24 protein-coding genes are annotated in these 22,458 nt (G+C 73.2%); 7 read left to right on the forward strand and 17 right to left on the reverse strand.

The features are described 5' to 3' along the window. Window positions 1-18 precede the first annotated feature (18 nt). On the forward strand, window positions 19-2,508 hold the full coding sequence (locus HHX40_RS01025) for a DUF3488 and transglutaminase-like domain-containing protein (RefSeq protein ID WP_182879076.1): 2,490 nt from the start codon (window positions 19-21) through the stop codon (window positions 2,506-2,508). A gap of 133 nt (window positions 2,509-2,641) precedes the next feature. Here HHX40_RS01025 and HHX40_RS01030 read toward each other — a convergent pair whose 3' ends face one another. From HHX40_RS01030 to HHX40_RS01085, 12 genes are all read right to left on the reverse strand, one after another. Beyond that, window positions 2,642-3,019: a DUF3040 domain-containing protein gene (locus HHX40_RS01030; RefSeq protein ID WP_117409750.1), complete on the reverse strand. Its 378-nt coding sequence runs from the start codon at window positions 3,017-3,019 to the stop codon at window positions 2,642-2,644. A 147-nt stretch (window positions 3,020-3,166) separates the two neighbouring features. Further along, the gene (locus HHX40_RS01035) at window positions 3,167-4,411 is read right to left on the reverse strand and encodes a DNA polymerase IV (RefSeq protein WP_117409751.1); all 1,245 of its coding nucleotides are present in this window, start codon (window positions 4,409-4,411) and stop codon (window positions 3,167-3,169) included. A gap of 111 nt (window positions 4,412-4,522) precedes the next feature. Continuing rightward, window positions 4,523-5,245: a methyltransferase domain-containing protein gene (locus HHX40_RS01040; protein ID WP_182875714.1), complete on the reverse strand. Its 723-nt coding sequence runs from the start codon at window positions 5,243-5,245 to the stop codon at window positions 4,523-4,525. An 18-nt stretch (window positions 5,246-5,263) separates the two neighbouring features. Then, a complete protein-coding gene (nusB, locus tag HHX40_RS01045; protein WP_117409753.1) occupies window positions 5,264-5,674 on the reverse strand; it encodes a transcription antitermination factor NusB in 411 nt (136 codons plus the stop codon). A 1-nt stretch (window position 5,675) separates the two neighbouring features. Continuing rightward, complete coding sequence (gene efp / locus HHX40_RS01050; RefSeq protein ID WP_117409754.1) at window positions 5,676-6,236, reverse strand: elongation factor P; 561 nt, start codon at window positions 6,234-6,236, stop codon at window positions 5,676-5,678. Window positions 6,237-6,260: 24 nt separating this feature from the next. After that, window positions 6,261-7,409 carry a M24 family metallopeptidase gene (locus tag HHX40_RS01055; RefSeq protein WP_182879077.1) on the reverse strand — a complete coding sequence of 383 codons (1,149 nt, stop codon included), beginning with the start codon at window positions 7,407-7,409 and terminating at the stop codon, window positions 6,261-6,263. 78 nt (window positions 7,410-7,487) lie between these two features. Continuing rightward, a complete protein-coding gene (locus HHX40_RS01060) occupies window positions 7,488-8,522 on the reverse strand; it encodes an LLM class F420-dependent oxidoreductase (RefSeq protein ID WP_182879078.1) in 1,035 nt (344 codons plus the stop codon). 162 nt (window positions 8,523-8,684) lie between these two features. Next, window positions 8,685-9,518 (reverse strand): SAM-dependent methyltransferase, encoded by an 834-nt coding sequence (locus tag HHX40_RS01065; protein ID WP_259402620.1) that lies wholly within the window; start codon window positions 9,516-9,518, stop codon window positions 8,685-8,687. A 96-nt stretch (window positions 9,519-9,614) separates the two neighbouring features. Further along, window positions 9,615-10,259: a nucleotidyltransferase family protein gene (locus HHX40_RS01070; protein ID WP_182879079.1), complete on the reverse strand. Its 645-nt coding sequence runs from the start codon at window positions 10,257-10,259 to the stop codon at window positions 9,615-9,617. A 1-nt stretch (window position 10,260) separates the two neighbouring features. Further along, window positions 10,261-11,358 carry an XdhC family protein gene (locus tag HHX40_RS01075; protein ID WP_182879080.1) on the reverse strand — a complete coding sequence of 366 codons (1,098 nt, stop codon included), beginning with the start codon at window positions 11,356-11,358 and terminating at the stop codon, window positions 10,261-10,263. After that, window positions 11,351-12,595 carry a vWA domain-containing protein gene (locus HHX40_RS01080; protein WP_310737889.1) on the reverse strand — a complete coding sequence of 415 codons (1,245 nt, stop codon included), beginning with the start codon at window positions 12,593-12,595 and terminating at the stop codon, window positions 11,351-11,353. The genes HHX40_RS01075 and HHX40_RS01080 overlap by 8 nt, the downstream gene beginning before the upstream one ends. Continuing rightward, on the reverse strand, window positions 12,588-13,490 hold the full coding sequence (locus HHX40_RS01085; protein WP_117409759.1) for an AAA family ATPase: 903 nt from the start codon (window positions 13,488-13,490) through the stop codon (window positions 12,588-12,590). Before HHX40_RS01085 ends, HHX40_RS01080 begins: the two co-directional genes overlap by 8 nt. Before the next feature lie 238 nt (window positions 13,491-13,728). Here HHX40_RS01085 and HHX40_RS01090 point away from each other — a divergent pair, with 238 nt between their 5' ends. Continuing rightward, the gene (locus tag HHX40_RS01090; RefSeq protein WP_182879081.1) at window positions 13,729-14,364 is read left to right on the forward strand and encodes a metal-dependent phosphohydrolase; all 636 of its coding nucleotides are present in this window, start codon (window positions 13,729-13,731) and stop codon (window positions 14,362-14,364) included. Here the strand turns inward: HHX40_RS01090 and HHX40_RS01095 are convergent. Next, complete coding sequence (locus HHX40_RS01095; protein ID WP_182879082.1) at window positions 14,354-14,632, reverse strand: DUF4031 domain-containing protein; 279 nt, start codon at window positions 14,630-14,632, stop codon at window positions 14,354-14,356. The genes HHX40_RS01090 and HHX40_RS01095 overlap by 11 nt on opposite strands. 223 nt (window positions 14,633-14,855) lie before the next feature. Further along, a complete protein-coding gene (locus HHX40_RS01100; protein WP_182875723.1) occupies window positions 14,856-15,095 on the reverse strand; it encodes a hypothetical protein in 240 nt (79 codons plus the stop codon). Between the two features lie 397 nt (window positions 15,096-15,492). On the opposite strand from HHX40_RS01100, the gene HHX40_RS01105 reads away from it, so the two are divergent. The 5 genes from HHX40_RS01105 (at window position 15,493) to HHX40_RS01125 (ending at window position 19,915) form a co-directional block, all read left to right on the forward strand. Then, on the forward strand, window positions 15,493-16,083 hold the full coding sequence (locus HHX40_RS01105; RefSeq protein ID WP_182879083.1) for a hypothetical protein: 591 nt from the start codon (window positions 15,493-15,495) through the stop codon (window positions 16,081-16,083). Between the two features lie 112 nt (window positions 16,084-16,195). After that, entirely contained in the window at window positions 16,196-17,047 is an 852-nt protein-coding gene (locus HHX40_RS01110) for an ABC transporter permease (protein WP_138462807.1), read from the forward strand. Further along, on the forward strand, window positions 17,020-17,793 hold the full coding sequence (locus HHX40_RS01115) for an ABC transporter ATP-binding protein (RefSeq protein WP_182879084.1): 774 nt from the start codon (window positions 17,020-17,022) through the stop codon (window positions 17,791-17,793). The genes HHX40_RS01110 and HHX40_RS01115 overlap by 28 nt, the downstream gene beginning before the upstream one ends. Continuing rightward, complete coding sequence (locus HHX40_RS01120) at window positions 17,790-18,785, forward strand: ABC transporter substrate-binding protein (protein WP_182879085.1); 996 nt, start codon at window positions 17,790-17,792, stop codon at window positions 18,783-18,785. Before HHX40_RS01115 ends, HHX40_RS01120 begins: the two co-directional genes overlap by 4 nt. Continuing rightward, a complete protein-coding gene (locus tag HHX40_RS01125; protein ID WP_182879086.1) occupies window positions 18,782-19,915 on the forward strand; it encodes an LLM class flavin-dependent oxidoreductase in 1,134 nt (377 codons plus the stop codon). The genes HHX40_RS01120 and HHX40_RS01125 overlap by 4 nt, the downstream gene beginning before the upstream one ends. A 132-nt stretch (window positions 19,916-20,047) precedes the next feature. Here HHX40_RS01125 and HHX40_RS01130 read toward each other — a convergent pair whose 3' ends face one another. The 3 genes from HHX40_RS01130 to HHX40_RS01140 form a co-directional block, all read right to left on the reverse strand. Then, window positions 20,048-20,548 (reverse strand): hypothetical protein, encoded by a 501-nt coding sequence (locus HHX40_RS01130; protein ID WP_182879087.1) that lies wholly within the window; start codon window positions 20,546-20,548, stop codon window positions 20,048-20,050. Window positions 20,549-20,620: 72 nt separating this feature from the next. Continuing rightward, the gene (locus tag HHX40_RS01135) at window positions 20,621-21,883 is read right to left on the reverse strand and encodes a helix-turn-helix domain-containing protein (protein ID WP_182879088.1); all 1,263 of its coding nucleotides are present in this window, start codon (window positions 21,881-21,883) and stop codon (window positions 20,621-20,623) included. A 113-nt stretch (window positions 21,884-21,996) separates the two neighbouring features. Next, complete coding sequence (locus HHX40_RS01140) at window positions 21,997-22,446, reverse strand: PH domain-containing protein (protein ID WP_138462811.1); 450 nt, start codon at window positions 22,444-22,446, stop codon at window positions 21,997-21,999. Window positions 22,447-22,458: the final 12 nt, after the last annotated feature.

Genomic DNA, 22,458 nt, shown 5'->3' on the forward strand with positions numbered 1-22,458 from the left:
GGAGAAGAGGTGGAACCCTTGAAACTGCCGATCACGGCGGGGCTCGCCACGGCGGCGGTCACGATCACGCTCTATCCGCTCTTCGAGGGCGGCGCGTGGTTCTGGTCCTGCATGGGGGTCATCCTGGTCGTCGCCGCCACCGGGACGGTGGCCTCGCGCCTGGGCGCCCGTCCCTGGGTGGCGCCCGCGGTGGCGCCCGTCGCGGTGCTCGTCTACCTGACGGCCGCCTTCACCGCGCAGGAGGCGTTCCTCCGGGTGATCCCCACCCGCGACTCGCTCGCCGGGCTCGTCGCGCTCCTCGGGGAGGGTTTCGACGACATCCAGCGCTACGCCGCCCCGGTACCCGCCAACCCCGGCATCACCCTGCTCACCACGTCGGGCGTGGCGCTGATCGCCCTGGTGGTGGACGTGTTCGCGGTGCGGCTGCGCCGGGCCGCGCTGGCCGGGCTGCCGATGCTCGCCCTGTTCACCGTGCCGGCCGCCGTGCTCCCCGAGCCGATCGGGTGGCCGGCGTTCGTCGTCGCGGCGTTCGGATACGTCGGCCTGCTCGTCGCCGACGGCCGGGAGCGGCTGAAGGGCTGGGGCCGGGCCGTGGTGGTCCGCCGCTCCGGCCCCGCGTCCGGGGTCGCTCCGGACACCGAGCGGCTGGCCCTGTCGGGCAAGCGCATCGGCGTGACGGCCATCGTGTTCGCGGTGCTGGTGCCCGCGATCCTGCCGGCGCTGTCCCCCGACCCGCTGTTCGGTTTCGGCGTGGGCAACGGCCTGGGCGGGAGCGGCGGCAACATCGGCATTCCCGACGCCATCGCCAAGCTCGGCGGCCAGCTCAGGCAGGACCGCAACGCCACCGTCCTCAGCTACACCAGCAGCGACGACAAGCCGCACTATCTGCGGATCTACGCGCTCGACGTCTTCGACGGCGCCAAGTGGACCTTCAGCCCGCTGCGGGGACGCCCGGAGGACCGGGTGTCGGAGGGGCCGCTGCCGCCCGTGCCCGGCCTCGGCCCCGGGGTGCCGGTGAAGCGGGCCACGATGCGGGTCACGATCAGCGAGGACCTCGACCGGCTCCACTTCCTGCCCCTGCCGTACCCGGCCCGGCAGGTCGACGCCGACGGCGACTGGCGGGCCGACCGCGGGTCGCTCATGGTCTTCTCCACCCGCGACGAGGTGGCGGGGCTGGACTACCAGGTCGTCGCCGACGAGCCCGACCCCGGTGCCGGGGCGCTGAGGTCGGCGGTGACGCCGCCGGAGAGCGAGCCCTTCCTGCGGCTGCCGGAAGGGCTCGACCCGCGGGTGAACGCCCTCGCCCGCCGGGTCACCGCCGGGGCCGCCACGCCGTACGAGAAGGCGGTCAGGCTCCAGGAGTGGTTCACCCGGAAGGGCGGCTTCACCTACAGCCTCCGCGCGTCGGGGTCGGGGGCCGAGGCGCTGTCGCGCTTCGTGCTGCGCGACCGCACGGGCTACTGCGAGCAGTTCGCCGGGGCGATGGCCGCGATGGCCCGGATGGCCGGAATCCCGGCCCGGGTGTCGATCGGCTACACGGGCGGCAGCAAGATCGACGGTAAGTGGACGGTCCGCACGCACGACGCCCACGCCTGGCCGGAGCTGTACTTCGACGGCGTCGGCTGGCTGCGGTTCGAGCCCACCCCGGCCGGCGTCGGCGGGCAGGGCACCGCCGAGGTGCCGGAGTACACCCGCCCTGTCACACCGGAGGCCGAGCCCTCGGCCGGTCCCTCGGCGGGACAGTCGGACGACGACGAGGACACGACCGGCGTCGGCGGCCCGTCCCGGCCGAACCCCCGCCAGCTCGACCGCGAGCCGCAGGGCGCGGCCGTCGCCGCCGACCCGGGCACGCCCACGAGCGTCAAGGTCGGCCTCGGGGCCGCGGGCGCCCTGGTGCTGCTGTTGCTGCCCGCCGCGGCGCGCCTGCTGGTGCGGCGCGGCCGGAACCGCCGGCTGGCCCGTCCGTCCGGCGGGCCGCACGCGGCGTGGGCGGAGCTGCGCGACACGCTGATCGACTTTGGCATGGCCGGGGAGCCGGGCGAGACGCCGCGCGCGCTCGGCCGCCGGATCGGTGAGAGGTACGCGCTGGACCGGCGGGCCGCCGAGTCGCTCGCCCGCGTCGTCACGGCCGAGGAGCGGCTGCGGTACGCGCCGGCGCCCCCGGCGTCCGGACCGGTCCCCGCGGACCTGCACCGGATCAGGCGCGGGCTGGCCGCGCACCTGTCGCGGTGGCGGAGGCTGGGGGCCGCGCTGGCTCCGATGTCCACGCTGCTGCGGGTGCGGGCGTTCGGCGAGGGCGCGCTCGACGTGTTCGACCGGATGGAGAACCTGGCGCCCAGATTGAACAGGACACGGTTGAGCAGGACGCGCCTGACCGGGGCACGGCAGGACGGGGCACGGCAGGACGGGACGCGTTCGGGCGGCCCGGACGGGCCGTTCCGCCGACCGGCCACCGGGGACGACGGCGAGCCCGCGCGGGAGCCGACCCTCACCGGCACCCGCCGCTGAGCGGCGAGGCCGATCCGAGGGCGATTCGAGGCCGGAAGAAGAGGCCGGGCACAAGCGGCCGGGCACAAGAGACGGTGGGCCCGCTGTGCGGGCCCACCGGGGGTGGTTCAGATCGTGTGCGCGAGCACGGGGATCAGTGCTCGTCGTGACGGCGGCGCCAGCGCTCCTCCATGCGCTCCATGAAGCTGCGGCGCTGGGGGCGGCGGCCTCGGGTGCGGGACGACGGGGAGTCACCGAACCCGTTCATGCGTTTCCAGCTCGACAGGCCCCAAAGACAGGTGGCCAGCATGACCACGAAGCCGGCGGCACCGAGCCAGATCAATGCCGCGACGACGCCGACCATCAGCAGGACCACGCCGAGTGCGAAGCCTATGGAGGCCTTCACCAGGCGGCGCTTGTAGTGGCTGCGCGGATCACTGATCCGTACGGTGTTCGCCCACTTCGGGTCCTCGGCGTAGAGGGCCTGCTCGATCTGGTCGAGCAAGCGCTGCTCGTGCTCAGACAGCGGCACGGCGCCTCCCAAGGACGGCCCCATTCAGGGGAAGACGGCAACGGACGACGCGGGGTGTCCGAACCTCGCGGTCGGTTATCCCCAGAATACGAGGCCTCAGACGTAGGCGAAAGAAAACGACCAACGCGGTCCAAACCGGAGGCGACGTCATGGACCTATTGGACCAAACGGACGACGAACAAGCGACGCCGGCTTCACCGCGTCCGGGCCGAAGCGGCGGGCGGCCCGGTCCATGGCCTGCTCCGCCTCCCGCCAGCCCGTCTCCCGTTCGCCCAGGCCGAGCTGGCGGGTCGCCGCAGCGGCCGGGCCGAGGTTCTCCACGCGCACCCCGACCAGCCGCAGTCGCACCCGTTCCAGTCCTGCCGCCTCGTAGAGCTCGCATGATGTGTCGTAGATCTCCTTCGCGACGTCCGTGGCCTCGCGCAGCGTACGCGACCGGGTGATGGTGGTGAAGTCCGAGCGGCGGAGTTTGACGCTGACGGTGCGGCCGACGTGCCCGGCGGCGCGCAGCCGCGCGGCGACCCGCTCCGACAGCCGGAGCAGCTCACGCCTGATCGTCTCGGGGTCGTCGACGTCGTGCGGGAACGTCTCCTCGTTGCCGATGCTCTTGTCGGGCGCGTGCGGCACCACCCGGCGTTCGTCGCGCCCCCAGGCGAGGGCCGCCAGGTGCGTGCCGGCGACGCCGAGCTCACGCCGGAGCGTCGCCACCGGCACCTGGGCCAGGTCGCCCACGGTCCGGATGCCGAGCCGTACGAGGGCCTGCTCGGTGCGCTCGCCCACCCCCCACAGGGCGGCGACCGGCAGCGGGTGCAGGAACTCCACCACCTTGCCGGCCGGGACCACGAGCAGGCCGTCCGGCTTGCACTGCCGTGAGGCGAGCTTGGCCACGAACTTCGTGCTCGCCACGCCCACTGAGCAGGTGATGCCGTACTGCTCGGCGACCTGGGTGCGGATCATCCGGGCGATCGCGGCGGGACTGCCGAGCCTGCGCCTCGCCCCGCCCACGTCGAGGAACGCCTCGTCGGAGGCGATCGGCTCGACCTCGGGTGTGATCGCCTTGAAGATCTCCATGACGCCGCGGGACACCTCGGAGTACTTGCCGTGGCTGGGCGGGATCACGGTCGCCTGCGGGCAGACGCGCCGGGCGCGGGTCATCGGCATCGCGGAGTGAACGCCGAACCGGCGGGCCTCGTAGGTCGCGCTCAGGACGACCCCGCGCGCGCCCGCCGCGCCCACGATGACCGGGGTGCCCCGGAGCTCCGGGTGGTCGAGCAGCTCGACGCTCGCGAAGAAGGCGTCCATGTCCACGTGCAGGATCGGGCAGCCGCTGTCGTCGACGGGCCCCTCCGGCGGCGGCGACGGATCCCGGGGCAGCAGCTGGTTCCGGGACATGACGTCACCTTACCCGACCGCTCCCCCACCAACCCCACCCCACCCGAACGTCTTTTCTATTCGCGTCCGACCGCGGCCGCCCGCGTCTGTTCGCGGGGTCTGTTCGCGCGTCTACTCGCGGTACGCGATGGCGTGGATCTGGGTGGCGATGTCCCGCAGCACGGGGTGGGTGGCCGCCGCCCGCTCCAGCGCGACCAGGCCGTCGGGGTCGCTCTCGGCCAGCATGCCCGGCACGAGGTCGGCGAAGATCCGCACGCCGTGCACCTCGCCGACGGCGAACCCCGCCGTGCCCAGCAGCGCGGCCAGCGTCTCCCGGGAGAAGCGGCGCGGCGTCGGGTCGCGGTCGCCCCAGCGGCCCCCCGGGTCCGACAGCACCTGGCGGGCCTCGTCGAAGTGCCCGGCCAGGGAGCGGTGGACGGCCGCGGCGACCGAGTTGGCGGCGAGCACGCTCACCACGCCGCCCGGCCGCAGGATGCCGGCGACGGCGCGCAGGGCGCCCGCCGGGTCCTCGACGTACTCCAGCACGCTGTGGCACAGGACCAGGTCGGCGCTGCCGGGCTCCAGCAGGTCGCCGAGGTCGGCGGCGTCGCCCTGCAGGCCCTTGACCCCGACGCCCGTCTCGGCGGCGCGGCGCTCCAGGGCGGCCAGCGAGTCGGGGGTCGGGTCGACCACGGTCACGACGTGGCCGAGCGTGGCCAGCGGCACGGCGAAGCCGCCGGTGCCGCCGCCCGCGTCCACGATGTCGAGGGTCTCGCGCCCGAGGGCGGCCGTCCGCTCGGCGAGGACCGCGCGCAGCGCCTCCCAGACGACGGCGCGGCGTGTGGCGTCACGCACTTGCGGCCTCCTCCCGGCTCAGAGCGACAGCGAGGGCTTGAGCTGCTTGAAGCGGGCCAGCAGGCCGTTGACGAACTGCGGCGACTCGTCGGTCGACAGCTCCGCCACCAGATGCACCCACTCGCTGATCACCACACCCTCGGGGACCTCCTCCGACCACAGCATCTCGTACGTGCCGCCGCGCAGGACGTTGCGGTCCACGGCGGGCATGCGCTCCAGGGTCCAGCCCTCGGCGTACGTCGAGATCAGCTCGTCGATGCGGTCCAGGTGCCGGACCACGCCCTCGACGAGGAAGGAGGTGTACTCGTTGACCGGCGGGTCCGCCCGCTCCACCCGCTCGGCGAGCACGTCGAGCGGGCTCACCTGCCGGGCCTCGGCTTCGAAGAGGACGTCCAGCGCGCGACGGCGGGCCTTCCCCCGAGCCGACACGTCAGGCCCGACCGAGGTACTCGCCGGTGCGAGTGTCGACCTTGACCTTCTCGCCGGTGGTGATGAAGAGGGGGACCTTGATCTCGGCGCCGGTCTCCAGCGTGGCGGGCTTGGTGCCACCGGTCGAGCGGTCGCCCTGCAGGCCGGGATCGGTGTGGGCGATCGTCAGCTCGGCGGCCGCCGGGAGGTCGACGTACAGCGGGTTGCCCTCGTTGAAGGCGATGGTCGCGGTGGTGTTCTCCAGCATGTAGTTGGCGGCGGTACCCACCACGGACCGCGCGACGTTGACCATGTCGTAGGTCTCGGTGTCCATGAACACGAAGTCGTCGCCGTCGAGGTAGGAGTACTGCATCTCCCGCTTGTCGACGTTCGCCACGTCGACCTTCACGCCGGCGTTGAAGGTCTTGTCGACGACCTTCCCGGACATGACGTTCTTCAGCTTGGTACGGACGAACGCGCCGCCCTTACCCGGCTTGACGTGCTGGAACTCGACAACGGCCCACAACTCTCCGCCGTCGAGCTTGAGCACGAGTCCGTTCTTCAGGTCGTTCGTCGTCGCCACGTGCGTCTCCCGCGTGCGGCTGCCCTAGAGGACGAGCAGCTCCTTGGTCGTCAGTGTGAGAAGCTCCGGCCCGTCAGCACGCGTGACCAGCGTGTCCTCGATGCGCACACCGCCCGCGCCCGGAAGATAGACCCCCGGCTCGACGGTGATCGGAACTCGATCCTCTAGTCTACCGGTCCTGCCAGGGCCCAGGAACGGCAGCTCGTGGATCTCCAGGCCGACCCCGTGCCCCAGCCCGTGGCCGAACCGCTCGGCGTGGCCCGCTCCGGCGATCACCTCGCGCGCCGCCGCGTCCACCTCGCCGGCCGTCGCCCCCGGCCGTACGGCGTGGCGGCCCGCGCGCTGCGCCCGCCGTACGAGGTCGTACAGGTCGCGCTGCCAGGCGGCGGGCGGGCCCACCGCGACCGTGCGGGTCATGTCGGCGTGGTAGCCGCCGTACCGCGCGCCGAAGTCCATCGTCACGAGGTCGCCGCGCTCGACGCGCCGCTCCGAGGGCGAGTGGTGCGGGATCGAGCCGTTCGGGCCGCTCGCCACGATGGAGTCGAAGGCGGGCCGGTCCGCGCCGAGTTCGACCATGGCGACCTCCAGCCACCGGGCGATCTCCCGCTCCGTGACGCCGGGGGCGACGCGCTCCACGACGAGGGAGAACGCCTCGTCGGTGAGCGCGCACGCGCGGCGCAGCGCCTCGATCTCCGCCTCGTCCTTGACGGCGCGCAGGGTCTCCACCAGGCCGCCGGCCGGGGTGAGGGCGGGGCGGCGTCCGGGGTGACGGCCGGACGGCCGCTCGGAGAGCCGCTGGAACAGCCCCACCGGCATGTGGTCGCCCTCCACCAGGACCCGCTCAGCGTCCGCGCAGCGGTCGAGCAGCGCCCCCGCCACGTCGCGGTCCTCGACGACCTCGACTCCCGCGCACACCGCCTCGGCCGTCTCCCGGTAGCGCGAGTCGGTGGCGAGCGCGGCCTCCCCCGCCGCGGTGACGAGCACGGCGGCGTTGGAGCTGGTCAGCCCGGTCAGGTAACGCACGTTGACCGGCCAGGTGACGAGGACCGCCCCGGCCCCGTGCTCCCCCAGCGCCTCGGCCAGCCGCGCGCGCCGCCTGGCGTGGGTCTCCTCGGCGGTCCTGTCGGAAGTCTTGTCGGCGGTCCTGTCGGCGGTCCTGTGGACATCGGTCACGAACGGACTTTACCGCCGTCCTCCGGGCATCCCCGCAGACCGCGCGTACCCTGCCTGGGACCGGCGACCGGCCGCGGGTCAGGACGCCAGGTCCCTGATCTTCTCGATGAGCCCGACGCGCTCCTCGTGGGTGTGCGCGAACGGGGCGACGTTGAGCGTGGTGACCCCGGCCTCGCGCAGCGCCGCGATCCGCTCCCTGACGTGACCCTCCGAGCCGACCAGGGAGACGTGTTCCAGCAGTTCTCTCGGCACCAGCGCCTCCGCCTCCTTCTTCCTGCCCTCCAGGTAGAGGTTCTGGATCTGCTCGGCCTCCTTCTCGTAGCCGTAGCGGCGGGCGAGGTCGTTGTAGAAGTTCCTGCCCTTGGCGCCCATGCCGCCGATGTAGAGGGCGGCCATCGAGCGGCCCAGGTCCAGCACGTCCTCGACGTCGTCGCCGATCGCCAGCACGGCCTGCGCGATCACGTCCAGTTCGCCGAGCGCGGGGTCCCGGCGCTCCCGCCCGGCGGCCAGCGACGCGCCCCACACCTCTCCGGCCTTCTCGGGCATGAAGAAGATCGGCTCCCAGCCCTCGGCGACCTCGGCGGCCAGCTCGACGTTCTTCGGCCCGATCGCCGCGACGACGATCGGGATGCGCTCGCGCACCGGGTGGTTGATCAGCTTGAGCGGCTTGCCGAGGCCGGTGCCGCCCTCCAGCGGAAGGGTGTAGTGCCGTCCCTCGTACTCCAGCCGCTCGCGCCGCCAGACCTTGCGGCAGATCTCGATGATCTCGCGGGTGCGGCCGAGCGGCGCGTCGTACGGCACGCCGTGGAAGCCCTCGATCACCTGCGGGCCCGAGGCGCCGAGGCCGAGGGTGAAACGCCCGTCGGAGACGTAGTCGAGGCCCGCGGCCGTCATCGCCAGCAGGGCCGGCGTTCTGGAGTAGATCGGCAGGATGCCCGAGGCGATCCGCAGCCGCTCGGTCCGCGCCGCGATGTAGCCGAGCTGGCTGACCGCGTCGAAGCTGTACGCCTCGGCGACGAACACGATGTCCAGCCCGGCCCTCTCGTAGTCGGCCAGCTCCGCGACCGTCTCCTTGAAGTCCCCTGAGTAGTTGAGGGCCATCCCGATCCGCATCCGCCTCGTCCTTCCGCGCGTAAACCGGTGAGTAACCGAATGATGTTCCGTCGGCGTGACCAAGGCTAACGACCCGGACCGGCCGCGGCCACCTCGCTCAGGGGCGGCACAGGAGGGTCCGGTGGCGGCTCAGGGGCGACTCAGGGGTGACTCGGCGGCGGCTCAGGGGCGGAGGGCGACCCCGCCGAGCACCGGCAGGGCCACCCCGCGCAAGGGCAGCGCGTCGGGCTCGGGCCGCCACCGGTTCAACTCGACGACCCCGGGTTCCACCAGGTCGAACCCGTCGAAGAACCTGGCGATCTGCGTGGCGGGCCGGGCCTCGAACGGCGCGTTGGCCCTGCTGTACACACTGCCCATCGCGGCCATCTCATCCGGAAGGGGATCGGAGCTGACATGCGAGATCACGACGTGGCTGCCCGAGGGGAGCAACTCGCGGTAGGCGGCCATGAGCCCCTCCGGGTCCTCCTCGTCGCGCACGAAGTGGAGGCACGACACCAGCAGCAGCGCCACGGGCCGGTCGAGGGCGAAGCCGTTCGCCTGCGCCGCGGCGACGACCTCCTCCGGCCGCCGCAGGTCGGCCAGCGCGAAGCGCACCCGGGGATCGCCTTCGAGCAGCGCCCGCGCGTGCGCCGCCACCACCGGGTCGTTGTCCACGTACGTCACCCGCACGTCGGGCGAGACGTCGAGGGCGATCTCGTGGACGTTGCCCTGGGTCGGCAGCCCCGCGCCGAGGTCGAGGAACGCGCGGATGCCACGCTCGCGGGCCAGGAAGCGCACGGCCCGGCCGAGGAAGGCGCGGTTCTCCTGTACGGCCTCCCGCACGTGGCCCTGCGACAGTTCGATGATCCGCTCGGCCGCCGCCCGGTCGGCGGGCAGGTGGTTCTTGCCGCCCAGGTAGTAGTCGTACATCCGGGCGACGTTGGGCCGCGTGACGTCGAACCCACCGGGCGCCTGCTCCGTCATGACACGCTCCCGCTCGGCCGGATGATTCCTCATGATCATAATGGTCGGCCCGGCAAACGGCGCCGATTCGGGCAAATCGTCCGGCCGAGGGTCTCGACTGCGGTCTCCCCCGTGGCCTTACCGGTGGTCTCACCGGCGATCTCCCCCGTTGGCTCCCCGGAGTCGCCGCAGGTCGTCCGGGGTGTCCACGTCCGCCGGGTCGCCCGCGTCGTCGCAGGCCACGGCCGTGACGAGTCCGGGATGGGCGCGCAGGAAGGGACGGGCGCCCACGTCGCCCACGGCGAGCGCCTCGACCTCCGCGAAGTGCTCGCGGGCGATCAGTACGGGGTTGCGCGGCACGCCTCCGTACGCGGCGACGGCGACCCGGGCGCCGTCCCGGAACGCCGCGACCAGCCGGCGCACCGCCTCGGGCCGTACGAGGGGCTGGTCGGCGAGGGCGATCACCACCGCGGCGGCGGACGGCGGAAGCGCGCGCAGCCCGGCCCGCAGCGACGAGCCCATGCCCGTCTCCCACAGGGGGTTCCGCACGACGACCGCGCCGACCTCCGCATCCTCGGTCGCGCCCTTGGCCATGCCCTTGAGTTCGGCCTCGACTGCGGCCTCGGCGGCACCGACCACGACCAGGACGGGCCGGCACCCGCCCTCCGCGAGCAGCCGGACGCCTCGCCCGGCGAGGCGCTCCCCCTCGAACTCCACCAGGGCCTTGGGCCCGCCGAACCTGCTGCCGCCCCCGGCCGCCAGCAGCAGCCCGGCGACGACCTCCTCGTCCGTCACGTCACCGCTCGCCGTGGATGCGACCGGAGGTCTCGGTGAGCGGCCTGCCGCTGCCGCCCCAGCGGAGCCGGATCAGCTCCGCCGCGATCGACACGGCGGTCTCCTCGGGCGTGCGCGCCCCGAGATCGAGCCCGATGGGCGAGCGCAGCCGGGACAGTTCCTCCTCCGACAGCCCGGCCTCGCGCAGCCGCGCCAGCCGGTCCTCGTGGGTGCGCCGCGACCCCATCGCCCCCACGTACGCCGCCGGGGTGCGCAGCGCCGCCTCCAGCAGCGGCACGTCGAACTTAGGGTCGTGGGTGAGCACGCAGATCACGGTGCGCCCGTCGACCTCGGTGGTGGTCAGGTAGTCGTGCGGCCAGGCCACCACGACCTCGTCGGCCTCGGGGAACCGCTTGGCGGTCGCGAAGACCGGCCGCGCGTCGCACACCACCACGTGGTAGCCGAGGAAGCGGCCGATCCGCGCGACGGCCGCGGCGAAGTCGATGGCGCCGAAGACCAGCATGCGCGGCGGCGGCGCGAAGGAGAGCACGAACACCGGCAGGTCGTCCAGCCGCCGCTCGCCGTCCGGGCCGTACCGCCGCACGCCCGTCAGGCCCTGCGCCAGCATGCCGCGCGCGTCGTCGTCCACCGCGTCGTCGAGCCGGGCGGAGCCGAGCGAGCCCGTCGCCCGGTCCGGCCACACCACGCGGCGGGCGCCCACCCGGCCGGGACCGCCGATGATCGTGGCCACCGCGACCGGCCGCCGCGTCGCGACGGCCGCGGCGATCTCCCCCAGCTCCGGGTAGTCGCGCCGCGACACCGGCTCCACGAACACGTCGATGATCCCGCCGCAGGTCAGCCCGACCGCGAACGCGTCGTCGTCGCTCACGCCGTACCGCTCAAGCACCGGCGTCCCGTCCTCGGCGACCCGGGTGGCGAGCTCGTACACCGCCCCCTCGACGCAGCCGCCCGACACGCTGCCGACCGCCTCGCAGTCGAGCACGGCCATCGCCGCCCCCGGCGGGCGCGGCGCGCTGCGGAACGTGCCGACGACGGTGGCGAGCCCGAACCGCCGCCCCGACTCCCACCACTCCAGCACCTGGTCGAGCAGATCACGCATCGGCCCCTCCCCTCCCTACGGCCTCGCGCGGATCCGCGCGCCGGCCGGCCAGCAGCGCGGCCAGGTCCTCGAACGCGGCCAGGCTGTGCCCGGCCAGGAAGTCCGTGACGTACGGCAGCGCCGCGCGGATGCCCGCGGTCAGCGGACGGTAGGCGGGGTCGCCCTTGTGCGGGTTGACCCACACCACCCGGCGGGCGAGCCGCGAAAGCCGGGCCATCTGCGCGCCGAGGAGGTCGGCCGGTCCGCGTTCCCAGCCGTCGGAGGCGATCACGACGATCGCCCCCCGGGGGTCGGGCAGCCGCAGCAGGGCCCGCACCTCCTCGCCCAGCCTGGTGCCGCCGCTCCAGTCCGGGATGGCGGCCGAGCACTCGTCCATGGCGAGGCCGGGATCGTGGTGGCGCAGCGCGCCGGTGATCCTCGTCAGGCGCGTCCCCGCGCTGAACACCTCGGTCGCCCGGGGCTCCGCCCGCACCATCGCGTGCGCGAACCGCAGCAGGGTGTCGGCGTAGGCGGCCATCGAACCGCTGACGTCGACGACCAGGACGACCCGGTGCGGCCGACGCCGGCGGGCGCGGCGGCGCGGCCTGGCCGGCTCCCCGCCGTCGCGCAGGATCTCCCTGATCGTGCGCCGTCTGTCGTACGCCGGACCGTTGGACGACGGACGGTACCGCCGCGACCTGCGCGTCTGTCTCGTGCCGCGCAGCAGCGCGAGCAGGCGGTGGACCTCCCGCCGCTCCGCCTCGCTCATCCGCGCCACGTCCCGGTGCCGCAGCACCTCGATCTCACTCGCCGTGGCCGGCGGCGCCCCCGGCTCGCCGGTGGTCCGCGGGTCGCCGGTGCCGTACGGCGCCGCCACCGGCCGGGTCACGGAGACGGCCGTTCCGCGGACGCGGCGGGCCGGCCGGAGGGAGGCGGAGAAGTAGGCGGCGAAGCAGCGGTCGTACCGGGGCAGGTCGTCGGGGCCCGCGCACAGGGTGAGGCGGCCCGCCCAGTAGACGTCCCGTGCCACGGCGGCGTCGAGGTGGGCGAGGGCCGCCAGGAAGTTCTGCGTGCGCTGGGGGTCGGCCGGCACTCCGGCCGCCCGCAGCGTACGGGCGAATCCGACCAGCCCGCCCGTGATCCGCTCGGCGTCACCCGCCCGCCGTGGTCCGGCCCCCCGCGATTCGGAAGTCCGCGCTTCGGAACTCCGCGGTCCGGGCGTGCGCTCGGCGGGGCGGCGGGCGCCGGGGTCAGTCACGTCCGCCGTCCGCGTGGAGCAGCCCTCCCGCGCGCACCGTCTCCTGGTCCTCACGGTGCTTGAGCAGGGCGCCGAGCGTGGCGGCGGCCAGGGCCGGGTCGAGCTCCGCCGCGCCGAGCGTGAGCAGGGCCTCCGCCCAGTCGAGCGTCTCCGCGACGCCGGGCGGCTTGAGCAGGCCGGCCGCGCGCATCCGCCCGGCGGCCCGCGCCACGTCCGCCGCGAGCCGTTCGGCGCAGCCGGGCAGGCGGCGCCGAACGATGGCCACCTCCCGGTCGAAACCCGGGTGCTCAAGCCAGTGGTAGAGGCAGCGCCGTTTGAGCGCGTCGTGCACCTCGCGGGTCCGGTTCGAGGTCAGGACGACGACGGGCGGGGTCGGTGCGCTGATCGTCCCGATCTCCGGCACCGAGATCGTGAAGTCCGACAGCACCTCCAGCAGGAACGCCTCGAACTCGTCGTCCGCCCGGTCGATCTCGTCCACCAGCAGCACGCTGGGCTGCGTCTCCAGGGCCCGCAGCAGCGGCCGGGCGATCAGGAACCGCCGGTCGTAGATCTCGCCCTCCAGCGCGGCCACGTCGGCGCTCCCCGCCGCCTCGGCCGCCTTGAGGTGGAGAAGCTGGCGGGGGAAGTCCCAGTCGTACATGGCCTGGGCCGCGTCCAGGCCCTCGTGGCACTGCAGCCTGATGAGCGGCGCGCCGAGGATCGCCGCCAGCGTCTTGGCCAGCTCGGTCTTGCCGACGCCCGCCTCGCCCTCCAGGAACAGCGGCCGCCCCATCTTGAGCGCGAGATAGGCCGCCGTCGTGAGCCCTTCGTCGGGCAGGTAGTCGTGGTGGTCGAGCAGCTCCGCCAGCCCCGCCGGCGAGTCGATGTCGGAGATGGTGGTGGTCCGCCGCAGCACACGGACAGGCTACGCGCAGGCCGTTCCGCCCCGCTCTGGCCGAATCCGCCAAAGCCGGGCGACCCGGAGACGCCACCTTGGCACAATCCCACAGCGCTCCCCCACGCGGTCACCGGACCGGCGGGCGAGGCAGGCGCCCGGGTCTCCTGCCGGTCCCCCTCAGGCCGGTCGGCGTCCGGTGGCCGATCGGCGACGAGTCCAGGCTGTCGCGTCGCCCGACACTCCTTAGGGTCGGAGCATGACCGACGACCCGAGCCTGCCCCGGCCCGCCTGCCTCGCCGGCTCCCCCGCCGGGCGGGCGCTCGCCGCCGAACTCGCCGCCCGATGGGCGGAGCCACACCGCCGCTACCACACGACGGCTCACCTGCGGGCGGTCCTGGCCGCGGTCGAGCCGCTGGCCCCCCAGGCCGCGGACGCCGACGCCGTACGGCTGGCCGCGTGGTTCCACGACGCCGTCTACGACGGGCGGCCCGGCCGGGACGAGGAGCGCAGCGCCCAGCTCGCCCAGTCCCGGCTGCCCGCCTGCGGTCTGCCCCCGGCGCGGGTCGCCGAGGTCGCCCGGCTGGTGCGGCTCACGGCGGGCCACACGTACGAGCCCGGGGACGCGAACGCGGCCGTCCTGTGCGACGCCGACCTCGCGATCCTCGGAGCGCCGCCCGAGACGTACGAGGCGTACACGAGGGCCGTGCGCGAGGAGTACCGGCACGTGCCCGGCGACGCCTTCCGGGCCGGCCGCGCCGCGGTGCTGCGGGCGCTGCTCGGCAAGCCCCGCCTGTTCGGCACTCCCGTCGGCCGGGACCTGTGGGAGGACCGCGCCCGCGAGAACATGACCCGTGAACTCGCCGATCTGGAAGAGCGCGCCTTTACAAAGTAGATCTGTTTCGCGTCTTCGGGAGGCGCAGGCCGGACGCGCGCAACCGCCGCACCAGCTCCTGGCTCCCGACCGGCTCGGCGCCCAGGAGGACGGCCCGGTCGTAGACCGTCTCCGGCACGTCGTAGTGGTCCCGGTCGAAGGCGCGTTCCGGCATATCGAGCAGGCGGGCGAACTCGTGCAGTTCCCGCAGTGACGAGTCGCTGACCAGATGGGACCAGAGCAGCCCTCGGGGACCCGGCCAGTTCGGCCGGTCGATCAGCACCGCCATGCGCTCTCCCGTCGTCGCCGATCAGCATAGGCCGACGGCGCGGGCCGCCCACCGGCCGGGAGATCCGGTGCGCCGGCTCGACCAGCCGCGGCACAGCACGTGGTTCGCGCCGCCGCCTCCTGACGGCGGCGCCCCTCTCGACGAGTCCTCGCCGCGGTGGCGGCCGGCGATCGGCGCACCCGGCACACCACCCTGGCGGCCCCGCGACTCGGCTTATCGGCGGCTAGCACTTGCCCTTCACGCGCTTGCATTTCGGACAGCACTTGTACTTGCGATGGTTCGTGCAGCGATAAGAGCACTTGGGCGGCTTCGGTTTCGCGACGGACGCGCCGGGAGCCGCCTGCGAGACGGCGACGCCGCCGGAGATCGTGGACGCCCGCACCGGGGATCCCGCCGCCGGCCAGAGCGCGACCGTCGTGAGCAGCGCCGAGCCGATGGTCATGCCGAGTCGCCTTCCTCGCATGGCCGTTCTCCTCTCCGATCACGTCACACGTGGGTTCGGGTGTTCCTCTTCCATAGTCCGGACCGGTTCCGGAATGCGTCCAGACCATCGGCCGACAGGCGACATGATCCGGGATGAATCAATTGCGATTCCCTATCTCCCAATCGACGTGGAGCGGCCGGAGGCCGTTTGGATCGATCCTCGATGGGCGTTTTCCGGCATTCTCCGGGCACGGGATCTACGTTCTCCCGGAACGGCGACCGCCAAATGCGTGGACGACCATCGTGATGGAATTCTCCGGATACGGCAAAAGCCTGAATAGTCGGCATCTGGGCGGCAACCTCGTCCAGAACGTGCCCGCGGCGGGCCCGGATCCGAAGCCACAGCCGCGGAACCACAGGGTCACCAGGGGGAAACGATGGCCGCACGACATGCCCGATCCCTTGCCGCGCTCACCGCCGCGGTCACACTGACGCTGGCGCTGCTCACCGGCTGCGGAGGCACGACCACCAGGGCGGTGTCCGAAGAGGCGGCCGTCGCCGGTCCGGCGGTGGCCGCCACGCCGACCGCGACGGAGAGCGAGTACAACTCGCCGTGCCCGTCGGGCGGCAACGCCAGGCGGTTCGCCAAGACGCGCTTCGCGCTGCACGCGGGCCTCGCCCTCGGCGCCTTCCACCGCTACATCTACAAACCGCTGCGCAGCGGCGGCTTCCAGCAGGGAGCGGAGAAGCGCAAGCGGACGTTCGCGAAGGCGGCGGTGGCGGGACTGTTCGCCCTGCACGAACTGAAGGTCGCCAAGGGGTTCGCCGTGGCCAACCCGACGCTCTGCAAGGCCGTCGAGGGCGTCGGCACCAAGGTCAGGGCCCTGACCGACAGACTCAAGAGCGGCACCGCGACGGAGGCCGACCTGAACGCCGGCCAGGCCTCGCTGAGCGGCCTGCAGAGCGACGCCGCGAGGACCGGTTTCCCGTTCAAGGAGCGGAAGGTCACCGTCCCCGGAGCCTCGTGACCGGGTGCCCGGGTCCCGTCGGCCGTCGGCGGAGAGACATAACCTATTGACTTGGTAGGAAATATGGACAACCCTTGTGGGGAATCTTCCGTCGTCCCTGCGAGGTGTGTCCATGTCCGTCGCCGGAATCGAAACCGGCACCGCCCCACACGCCGGCGGCGCCCCTGCCGTCCGCGCCGCCGCCGTAGGCGCCGCGGTCCGGTCCGCCGGGAGGCGGTCGTACCGGTGGGTGAGCCCCGTGGCCGTCGTGCTGGTGTGGCAGGCCGCGAGCGGCAGCGGGCTGCTGCCCGCCCGATTACTCGCCGCGCCGTCGCAGATCGCGGCGACCGCGCTCGACCTGGTGCGGTCCGGCACGCTGCCCACGGCGATCGCGGTGTCGCTCGAACGCGTCCTGCTCGGCTTCGCGGCGGGAGCGGCGGCCGGCATCGTCCTGGCGCTGGTGGCCGGGCTGAGCCGGGCCGGTGAGAACGCGGTCGACCCGATCATGCAGATGCTCCGGGCGCTGCCGTTCTTCGGGCTGATCCCGCTGTTCATCCTCTGGTTCGGCATCGGTGAGACGCCCAAGGTGCTGCTGGTCGCGCTCGCCGTCTCCTTCCCCCTCTACCTCAACACGTTCTCCGGCATCAGGGGCGTGGACGGCAAGCTCGCCGAACTCGCCCGTACGCTCCGGCTCGGCAGGGCCGCACTGGTGCGGCACATCGTGCTCCCCGGCGCGCTGCCCCAGACCCTCGTCGGGCTGCGCCAGAGCCTCGGCGTGGCCTGGCTGGCGCTGATCGTGGCCGAGCAGATCAACGCGGACGCCGGGCTCGGCTACATGATCAACGACGCGCGGGAGTTCCTCCGCACCGACGTGATCGTGGTCGGCCTGCTGGTCTACAGCGCGCTCGGGCTGCTCACCGACGCCCTGGTCCGGCTCCTCGAAAGGAGGGCGCTCGGATGGCGGCGCGAGTTCCTGTCCCGCTGAGTGACGTGGCCCCCGCCGGCGGTTCGGGCCGTCCCGGCGAGGCACCGGCGGCCTCGGTACGGCGCCTCACCCGGCGCTTCGGCGACCGCGCGGTGCTGGACGGCCTCGACCTGACGATCGCGCCCGGCGAGTTCGTCGCACTGCTCGGCCGCAGCGGCTCGGGCAAGTCCACCCTGCTGCGCGCGCTCGCCGGGCTGGACGACGAGGTCGAGGGTGACATCGAGGTCGACGGCTCGGTGGCCGTGGCCTTCCAGGAGCCCCGGCTGGTGCCGTGGAAGCGGGTGCGCGACAACCTCACGCTCGGCCTGGACGCGCCCGGCCCCGCCGCCAGGGCGGACGCCGCGCTCGCGGAGGTCGGCCTGACCGAGCGTGCCGGGGCGTGGCCGCTGACGCTCTCCGGCGGCGAGGCGCAGCGGGCGAGCCTCGCCCGGGCCCTCGTCCGCGAGCCCCGCCTCCTGCTGCTCGACGAGCCGTTCAGCGCGCTCGACGCGCTGACCCGGATCACCGTGCACCGCCTCGTGCTCGACCTGTGGGCGGCGCACGGCCCGGCCGTACTGCTGGTGACCCACGACGTGGACGAGGCCCTGGCGCTCGCCGACCGGGTCCTGGTGCTCGACGGCGGGCGGGTCGCCCACTCCTGGACCGTCACCGCGCCGCGCCCCCGGCACCGCGACCACCACGACCTCCTCGCCCTGCGCGCGGCCCTGCTGGCGGCCCTGGGCGTGCCCCCGGAAGGAACGGAATGACCAGGAGACTCCTCGCCGTACTGCTGATCGCCCTGACGGCCGGCACGGCGGCCTGCGCCCCGGCCGGGCAGGACGCCGCCGCCGGAAAGCCGGGCGAGGCCCAGGGACGCGTCACGCTGCGGGTCGGCGACCAGAAGGCCGGCTCCGAGGCCATCCTCAAGGCCGCCGGGCTGCTCGGCGGCACCTCCTACACGATCGCGTGGTCGCAGTTCACCTCCGGCCCACCGCTGCTGGAGGCCGTGAACGCCGGCGCGGTCGACATCGGCGGCGTGGGCAACACCCCGCCCGTCTTCGCCGCCGCCTCCGGATCGAAGATCAAGGTCGTCTCGGCCTACCGGCAGAGCGCCAAGGGGTCGGCGATCCTCGTCCCCGGCGGGTCCGCCATCACCTCGACGGCGCAGCTCAAGGGCAGGAAGATCGCGGTGGCCAAGGGCAGCTCGGCCCACTACCACCTGCTCGCCGTGCTGAAGAAGGCCGGGCTGTCCTTCAAGGACATCCAGCCGCAGTATCTCCAGCCGGCCGACGCCCTGGCGGCGTTCTCCTCCGGCACGGTCGACGCCTGGGCCATCTGGGACCCCTTCTCCTCCCAGGCGAAGATCCAGCACGGGGCGCGGCTGCTGGTCGACGGCGCGGGCATCGTGAACGGCCTGGGCTTCCAGGTCGCCGCCCCGGCCGCGATCGAGGACACGGGCAAGCGGGCCGCGATCGCCGACTTCCTCACCCGCCTGGCCAAGGCCCGGGTCTGGGCCGCCGCCCACCTGGACGAGTGGGCGAAGGTCTGGGCGCAGGAGACCGGCCTGCCCTCCGAGGTGGCGAACGCCGCCGTCGCCAACGCCGTGGCCACCCCGGTCGAGATCGACGACTCGGTCGTCTCCTCGGAGCAGGAGATCGCCGACGCCTTCGGCGCCGAGGGCCTGATCCCCGGCACGGTCACGTTCTCCCAGTTCGTTGACGACCGATTCAACGAGGTCGTCGGAAAGGCCGCGCGATGAGATTCCACTGGTTCCTGCCCACATCCGGCGACGGCCGGGCGATCGTCGGCGGCGGGCACGGCCTGACGCGCAGTCACGGCCTGTCCGCGGCGGCCGTCCGCCGCCCGCCCTCGATCGACTATCTCGCCCAGGTGGCCCGCGCGGCCGAGCAGGCGGGATTCGAGGCCGTGCTCACCCCGACCGGGACCTACTGCGAGGACGCGTGGCTGGTCACCGCCGCGCTGACCCAGGTCACGACGCGGCTGAAGTTCCTGGTCGCGTTCCGTCCCGGTGCGCTGTCGCCCACGCTGGCCGCCCAGATGGCCGCCACCTACCAGCGGATCTCCGGCGGGCGACTGCTGCTCAACGTGGTCACCGGAGGTGAGACCGCCGAGCAGCGGCGCTTCGGCGACCATCTGGCCAAGGACGAGCGGTACGCCCGGACCGCGGAGTTCCTGACGATCGTCCGCGGCGCCTGGGACGGGCCGTTCGACTTCACCGGCCACTACTACGACGTCGAGGGCGCGACGGTCGCCGAGCGGCCCGACCCCGTGCCCGAGCTGTACTTCGGCGGCTCGTCGGCCGCCGCCGGCCCGGTCGCGGCCCGGCACGTGGACGTCTACCTCACCTGGGGCGAGCCGCCGTCGCAGGTCGCGGCCAAGCTCGACCGGATGCGCGAACTGGCCGCCGCCGAGGGCCGTACGCTGCGCTTCGGCATCCGTCTGCACGTGATCGCGAGGGACACGTCCAAGGAGGCGTGGGCGGAGGCGAAGCGGCTGCTCGACCAGATCTCCCCCGAGGACATCGACGCGGCGCGCGCCGTCCTCGGCCGCAGCGAGTCGGTCGGGCAGCAGCGGATGCTCGCGCTCCACGAGGGCTTCCGGGGCGGCAGGGTCAGGGACCTGGAGATCCACCCCGGCCTGTGGGCGGGGGTCGGCCTGGTGCGCGGCGGCGCCGGCACGGCTCTCGTCGGCAGCCACGCGGAGGTCGCCGACCTCGTCGAGGAGTACGCCTCGCTCGGCGTGGAGGAGTTCGTCCTGTCCGGCTACCCGCACCTGGAGGAGGCCTACTGGTTCGGGGAGGGCGTGCTGCCCGAACTGCGCCGCCGCGGCCTGCACGACACCCCCACGCCCGTACGGCTGACCGCCTGAGGCCCGCCGGGGCACCGTCCTCACCCGGACGGCGGATGGCGCGTCGCCCGCTGTGGTGACGCGCCGCTCCGGCGCGTCCGCCTGGTTTCTCGTGGTGATCAACGGGTGGAACGAGGAAAGGGTGAGGCGGCACTAGGCCGGCGGAACGGCCTCCCCGCGCTTCACGGCCTTGAGCGTGCGCATCGCCAGGTCGATCCGCTCCAGCGCCGTGCCGAGGTGCGAGTCGGGCTGGAACGGCAGGTCGGCGGCGAGGGCGCACGCCTCCAGCACCCGCTCGACCGATTCGTCGTCGAGCAGGTCCTCGTACACGAGCACCAGTGAACGGGTCTCCCTCGCACCGGTCGCGAGGCCGGACAGGAGATCGCCGGCCGCCCCGGCGGTGTGCTCGTGCGCCGACGCCCGCTGCTCGGCCAGCGAGAAGGCCCGCGCGGACATGCTCGACAGCGCGAGCAGGATGGCGGTCGCCGCGCTCCGGATCTCGTCCTCCCTCCTGAGCCGGCGATCGAACTCGTGCTGGGCGACGACCTGCCGCATGACCGCTCCGTAGGTGGCGCGTGCCTGCACCAGCGAACCGGCCGTGCTGAACACCCCGCCGATGACCGCGCCGAGCAGCCCCAACCAGAATTCCGACATCGGCCACCCGTTATTGAGACGTCTGATTCGTGTGAGGAGTCGTACGGCTGTTCCGGCGGCCGCCTCGCCTCGTCAGATGGTAGGAGGAACGTTGTTCAGACTCCGGAAGAATTCGTCGATTGTTCGAGATTTCCGGCGATGAGCGCGGAGAACCGGAATGATCGGGGCCATCTCCCCCATCGCCCGGCCCGCTCCGGTCTCCTTCGCGATGCGAACGGCCCGCAGAGCCGCGCGGGCGGATTCCTCCATGTCGCCGGCAGCGGCATGGGCGACCGCCAGGCGGGCGGAGACCAGGCTTCCCTCGTGGTAGAAATCGCGCGGCCACTTCCGCATGCCCGCCTCAAGCACCTCGATGGCGGCTTGGGGACGCCCGGTGTCGGTCAGGACCTTTCCGCGTTGCAGGGCGAGATAGGCGTGCGTGACGTAATCCGCCTTGATCAGATTCCTCTCGCCCGAGTGATCCTGGGCACGCGGGCCGTCGACCAGTTCGTCGGCCTCGTCGAGCAGCCGCAGGCCGATCTTCCGCACTCCCATGCCGCTGTAGGCGTGCGCCCGCTGCTGCAGCAGGAACGCCTTCATCGTCGGCGGGAGCCCGTCCTCGATCGTCGTCCGCGCCAGCGACAGAGCGAAGGGCCGGTCGTCCGCGTCGACGGCGATCTGGGAACGCCGGCCGAGGAAGTAGGCCTCCAGCTGGGCGTTGCCGCCGACCCGCGCCCAGGTGACGGCCAGGTCCTCGTAGGACGCGGCGACGGCCGGAGCGCCGGCGCTCTGATGGAGCCAACCGGCGAAGTCGGCCCACTGGGCGCCGGTCCTGAGCAGCTCGCGGCTCATGGAGCCGTGCGCTCCCTCCCGCAGCAGGCGCCGTATCAGCGACAGGTAACCCGCGGCGGAGGCGATCAGCTCGGCCGGGCCGAAGGCGCGCTCGCGCGCCACCAGGGCGAGCCGGGCCGCGTCCAGATCGTCGATCATCTCCCGGCCGAGCCGCGGCCGCAGGGCCGCGCCGGCGATGTCCCCGCGGCTCGCCGCGTAGTAGATCATCGCGCTCAGCGAACCGGTGAAGGCCCTCCTGCTGATCAGCCCCTCGGGGCCGGGTCCGGGCGGGGTCTCGGGCGGTGGGTCGAGATGCAGATCCAGCACCGCCTCCACCCGGTCCGCCAGACCGCTCGCCGGCCGGACCGGGAGCATTTCCAGCCAGACGACGAACGCCGGATCGCACCCCGCCCGCTTGGCCAGTTCTTTCGTGGTGAGTTCGGCGGCCAGCCGCCGCGCCTGCAGCGTTTTACCCCATGGAAGGGCAGATCTCGCAACGTCGCTCGAATCGGGCTTATTGCCCACTTGCGACTCCCGCCTGGCGGCCACGTCCAGAGTCTAGGAGGCAGGCGCTATTCGAGCCATGTCGATTATTTCAGGGCTGCCGATATTTCCTGATTTCGGTGACCATTCAGGAGCTAGAGGTGGTCGGGGGCCTCGCCGCGTTCCCGGATGAGAGCGGTGAGCTGGGCGACCGCCCGGCGCGAGCGCTCCCGCTCGGTGCTCTGGATGCCCATCGCGCCCAGGCTGAGCCCGTTCGCGAGGTCGAGCTTGGGCCAGGGGTCGCCCTCCACCATCGTGACGTCGAGCACCTCCGCCCACTCGAAACGGTGGACCCGCAGCGGGTTCACCACCGTGATCCCCCGCTCGTCCGCCCGCACCCGCAGGCGGCCGAGCAGGTGCAGCACGAACGCCACGAGCAGCCCGAAGCCGACCATGCCCAGCCGGTCGGGCAGCTTGAACTGCTCCGGCAGGCCGACCGCCAGCACGATCGCACCGCCCACCATCACCCCCGCCAGGCCGTACGCGATGATCGTCGTGCTCCGGGGCCGCCAGGTGACCGGCAACGACGGCACGCCCTCAGGCATGACGATCCCCCT

This window comes from Microbispora sp. H10949, from assembly GCF_014161435.1.
GTDB classification, from domain to species: domain Bacteria; phylum Actinomycetota; class Actinomycetes; order Streptosporangiales; family Streptosporangiaceae; genus Microbispora; species Microbispora triticiradicis.

Excerpts from the sequence above, each read along its gene's own strand:
- HHX40_RS01075 (WP_182879080.1), bottom strand. The coding sequence starts at position 11,358 with ATGCGTGATCTGCTCGACCAGGTGCTGGAGTGGTGGGAGTCGGGGCGG.
- HHX40_RS01140 (WP_138462811.1), bottom strand. The coding sequence starts at position 22,446 with ATGCCTGAGGGCGTGCCGTCGTTGCCGGTCACCTGGCGGCCCCGGAGC.
- HHX40_RS01065 (WP_259402620.1), bottom strand. The coding sequence starts at position 9,518 with ATGAGGAATCATCCGGCCGAGCGGGAGCGTGTCATGACGGAGCAGGCG.
- HHX40_RS01105 (WP_182879083.1), top strand. The coding sequence starts at position 15,493 with ATGGCCGCACGACATGCCCGATCCCTTGCCGCGCTCACCGCCGCGGTC.
- HHX40_RS01125 (WP_182879086.1), top strand. The coding sequence starts at position 18,782 with ATGAGATTCCACTGGTTCCTGCCCACATCCGGCGACGGCCGGGCGATC.
- HHX40_RS01115 (WP_182879084.1), top strand. The coding sequence starts at position 17,020 with ATGGCGGCGCGAGTTCCTGTCCCGCTGAGTGACGTGGCCCCCGCCGGC.
- HHX40_RS01100 (WP_182875723.1), bottom strand. The coding sequence starts at position 15,095 with ATGCGAGGAAGGCGACTCGGCATGACCATCGGCTCGGCGCTGCTCACG.
- HHX40_RS01110 (WP_138462807.1), top strand. The coding sequence starts at position 16,196 with ATGTCCGTCGCCGGAATCGAAACCGGCACCGCCCCACACGCCGGCGGC.
- HHX40_RS01090 (WP_182879081.1), top strand. The coding sequence starts at position 13,729 with ATGACCGACGACCCGAGCCTGCCCCGGCCCGCCTGCCTCGCCGGCTCC.
- HHX40_RS01060 (WP_182879078.1), bottom strand. The coding sequence starts at position 8,522 with ATGCGGATCGGGATGGCCCTCAACTACTCAGGGGACTTCAAGGAGACG.
- HHX40_RS01095 (WP_182879082.1), bottom strand. The coding sequence starts at position 14,632 with ATGGCGGTGCTGATCGACCGGCCGAACTGGCCGGGTCCCCGAGGGCTG.
- HHX40_RS01130 (WP_182879087.1), bottom strand. The coding sequence starts at position 20,548 with ATGTCGGAATTCTGGTTGGGGCTGCTCGGCGCGGTCATCGGCGGGGTG.
- HHX40_RS01120 (WP_182879085.1), top strand. The coding sequence starts at position 17,790 with ATGACCAGGAGACTCCTCGCCGTACTGCTGATCGCCCTGACGGCCGGC.
- HHX40_RS01035 (WP_117409751.1), bottom strand. The coding sequence starts at position 4,411 with ATGTCCCGGAACCAGCTGCTGCCCCGGGATCCGTCGCCGCCGCCGGAG.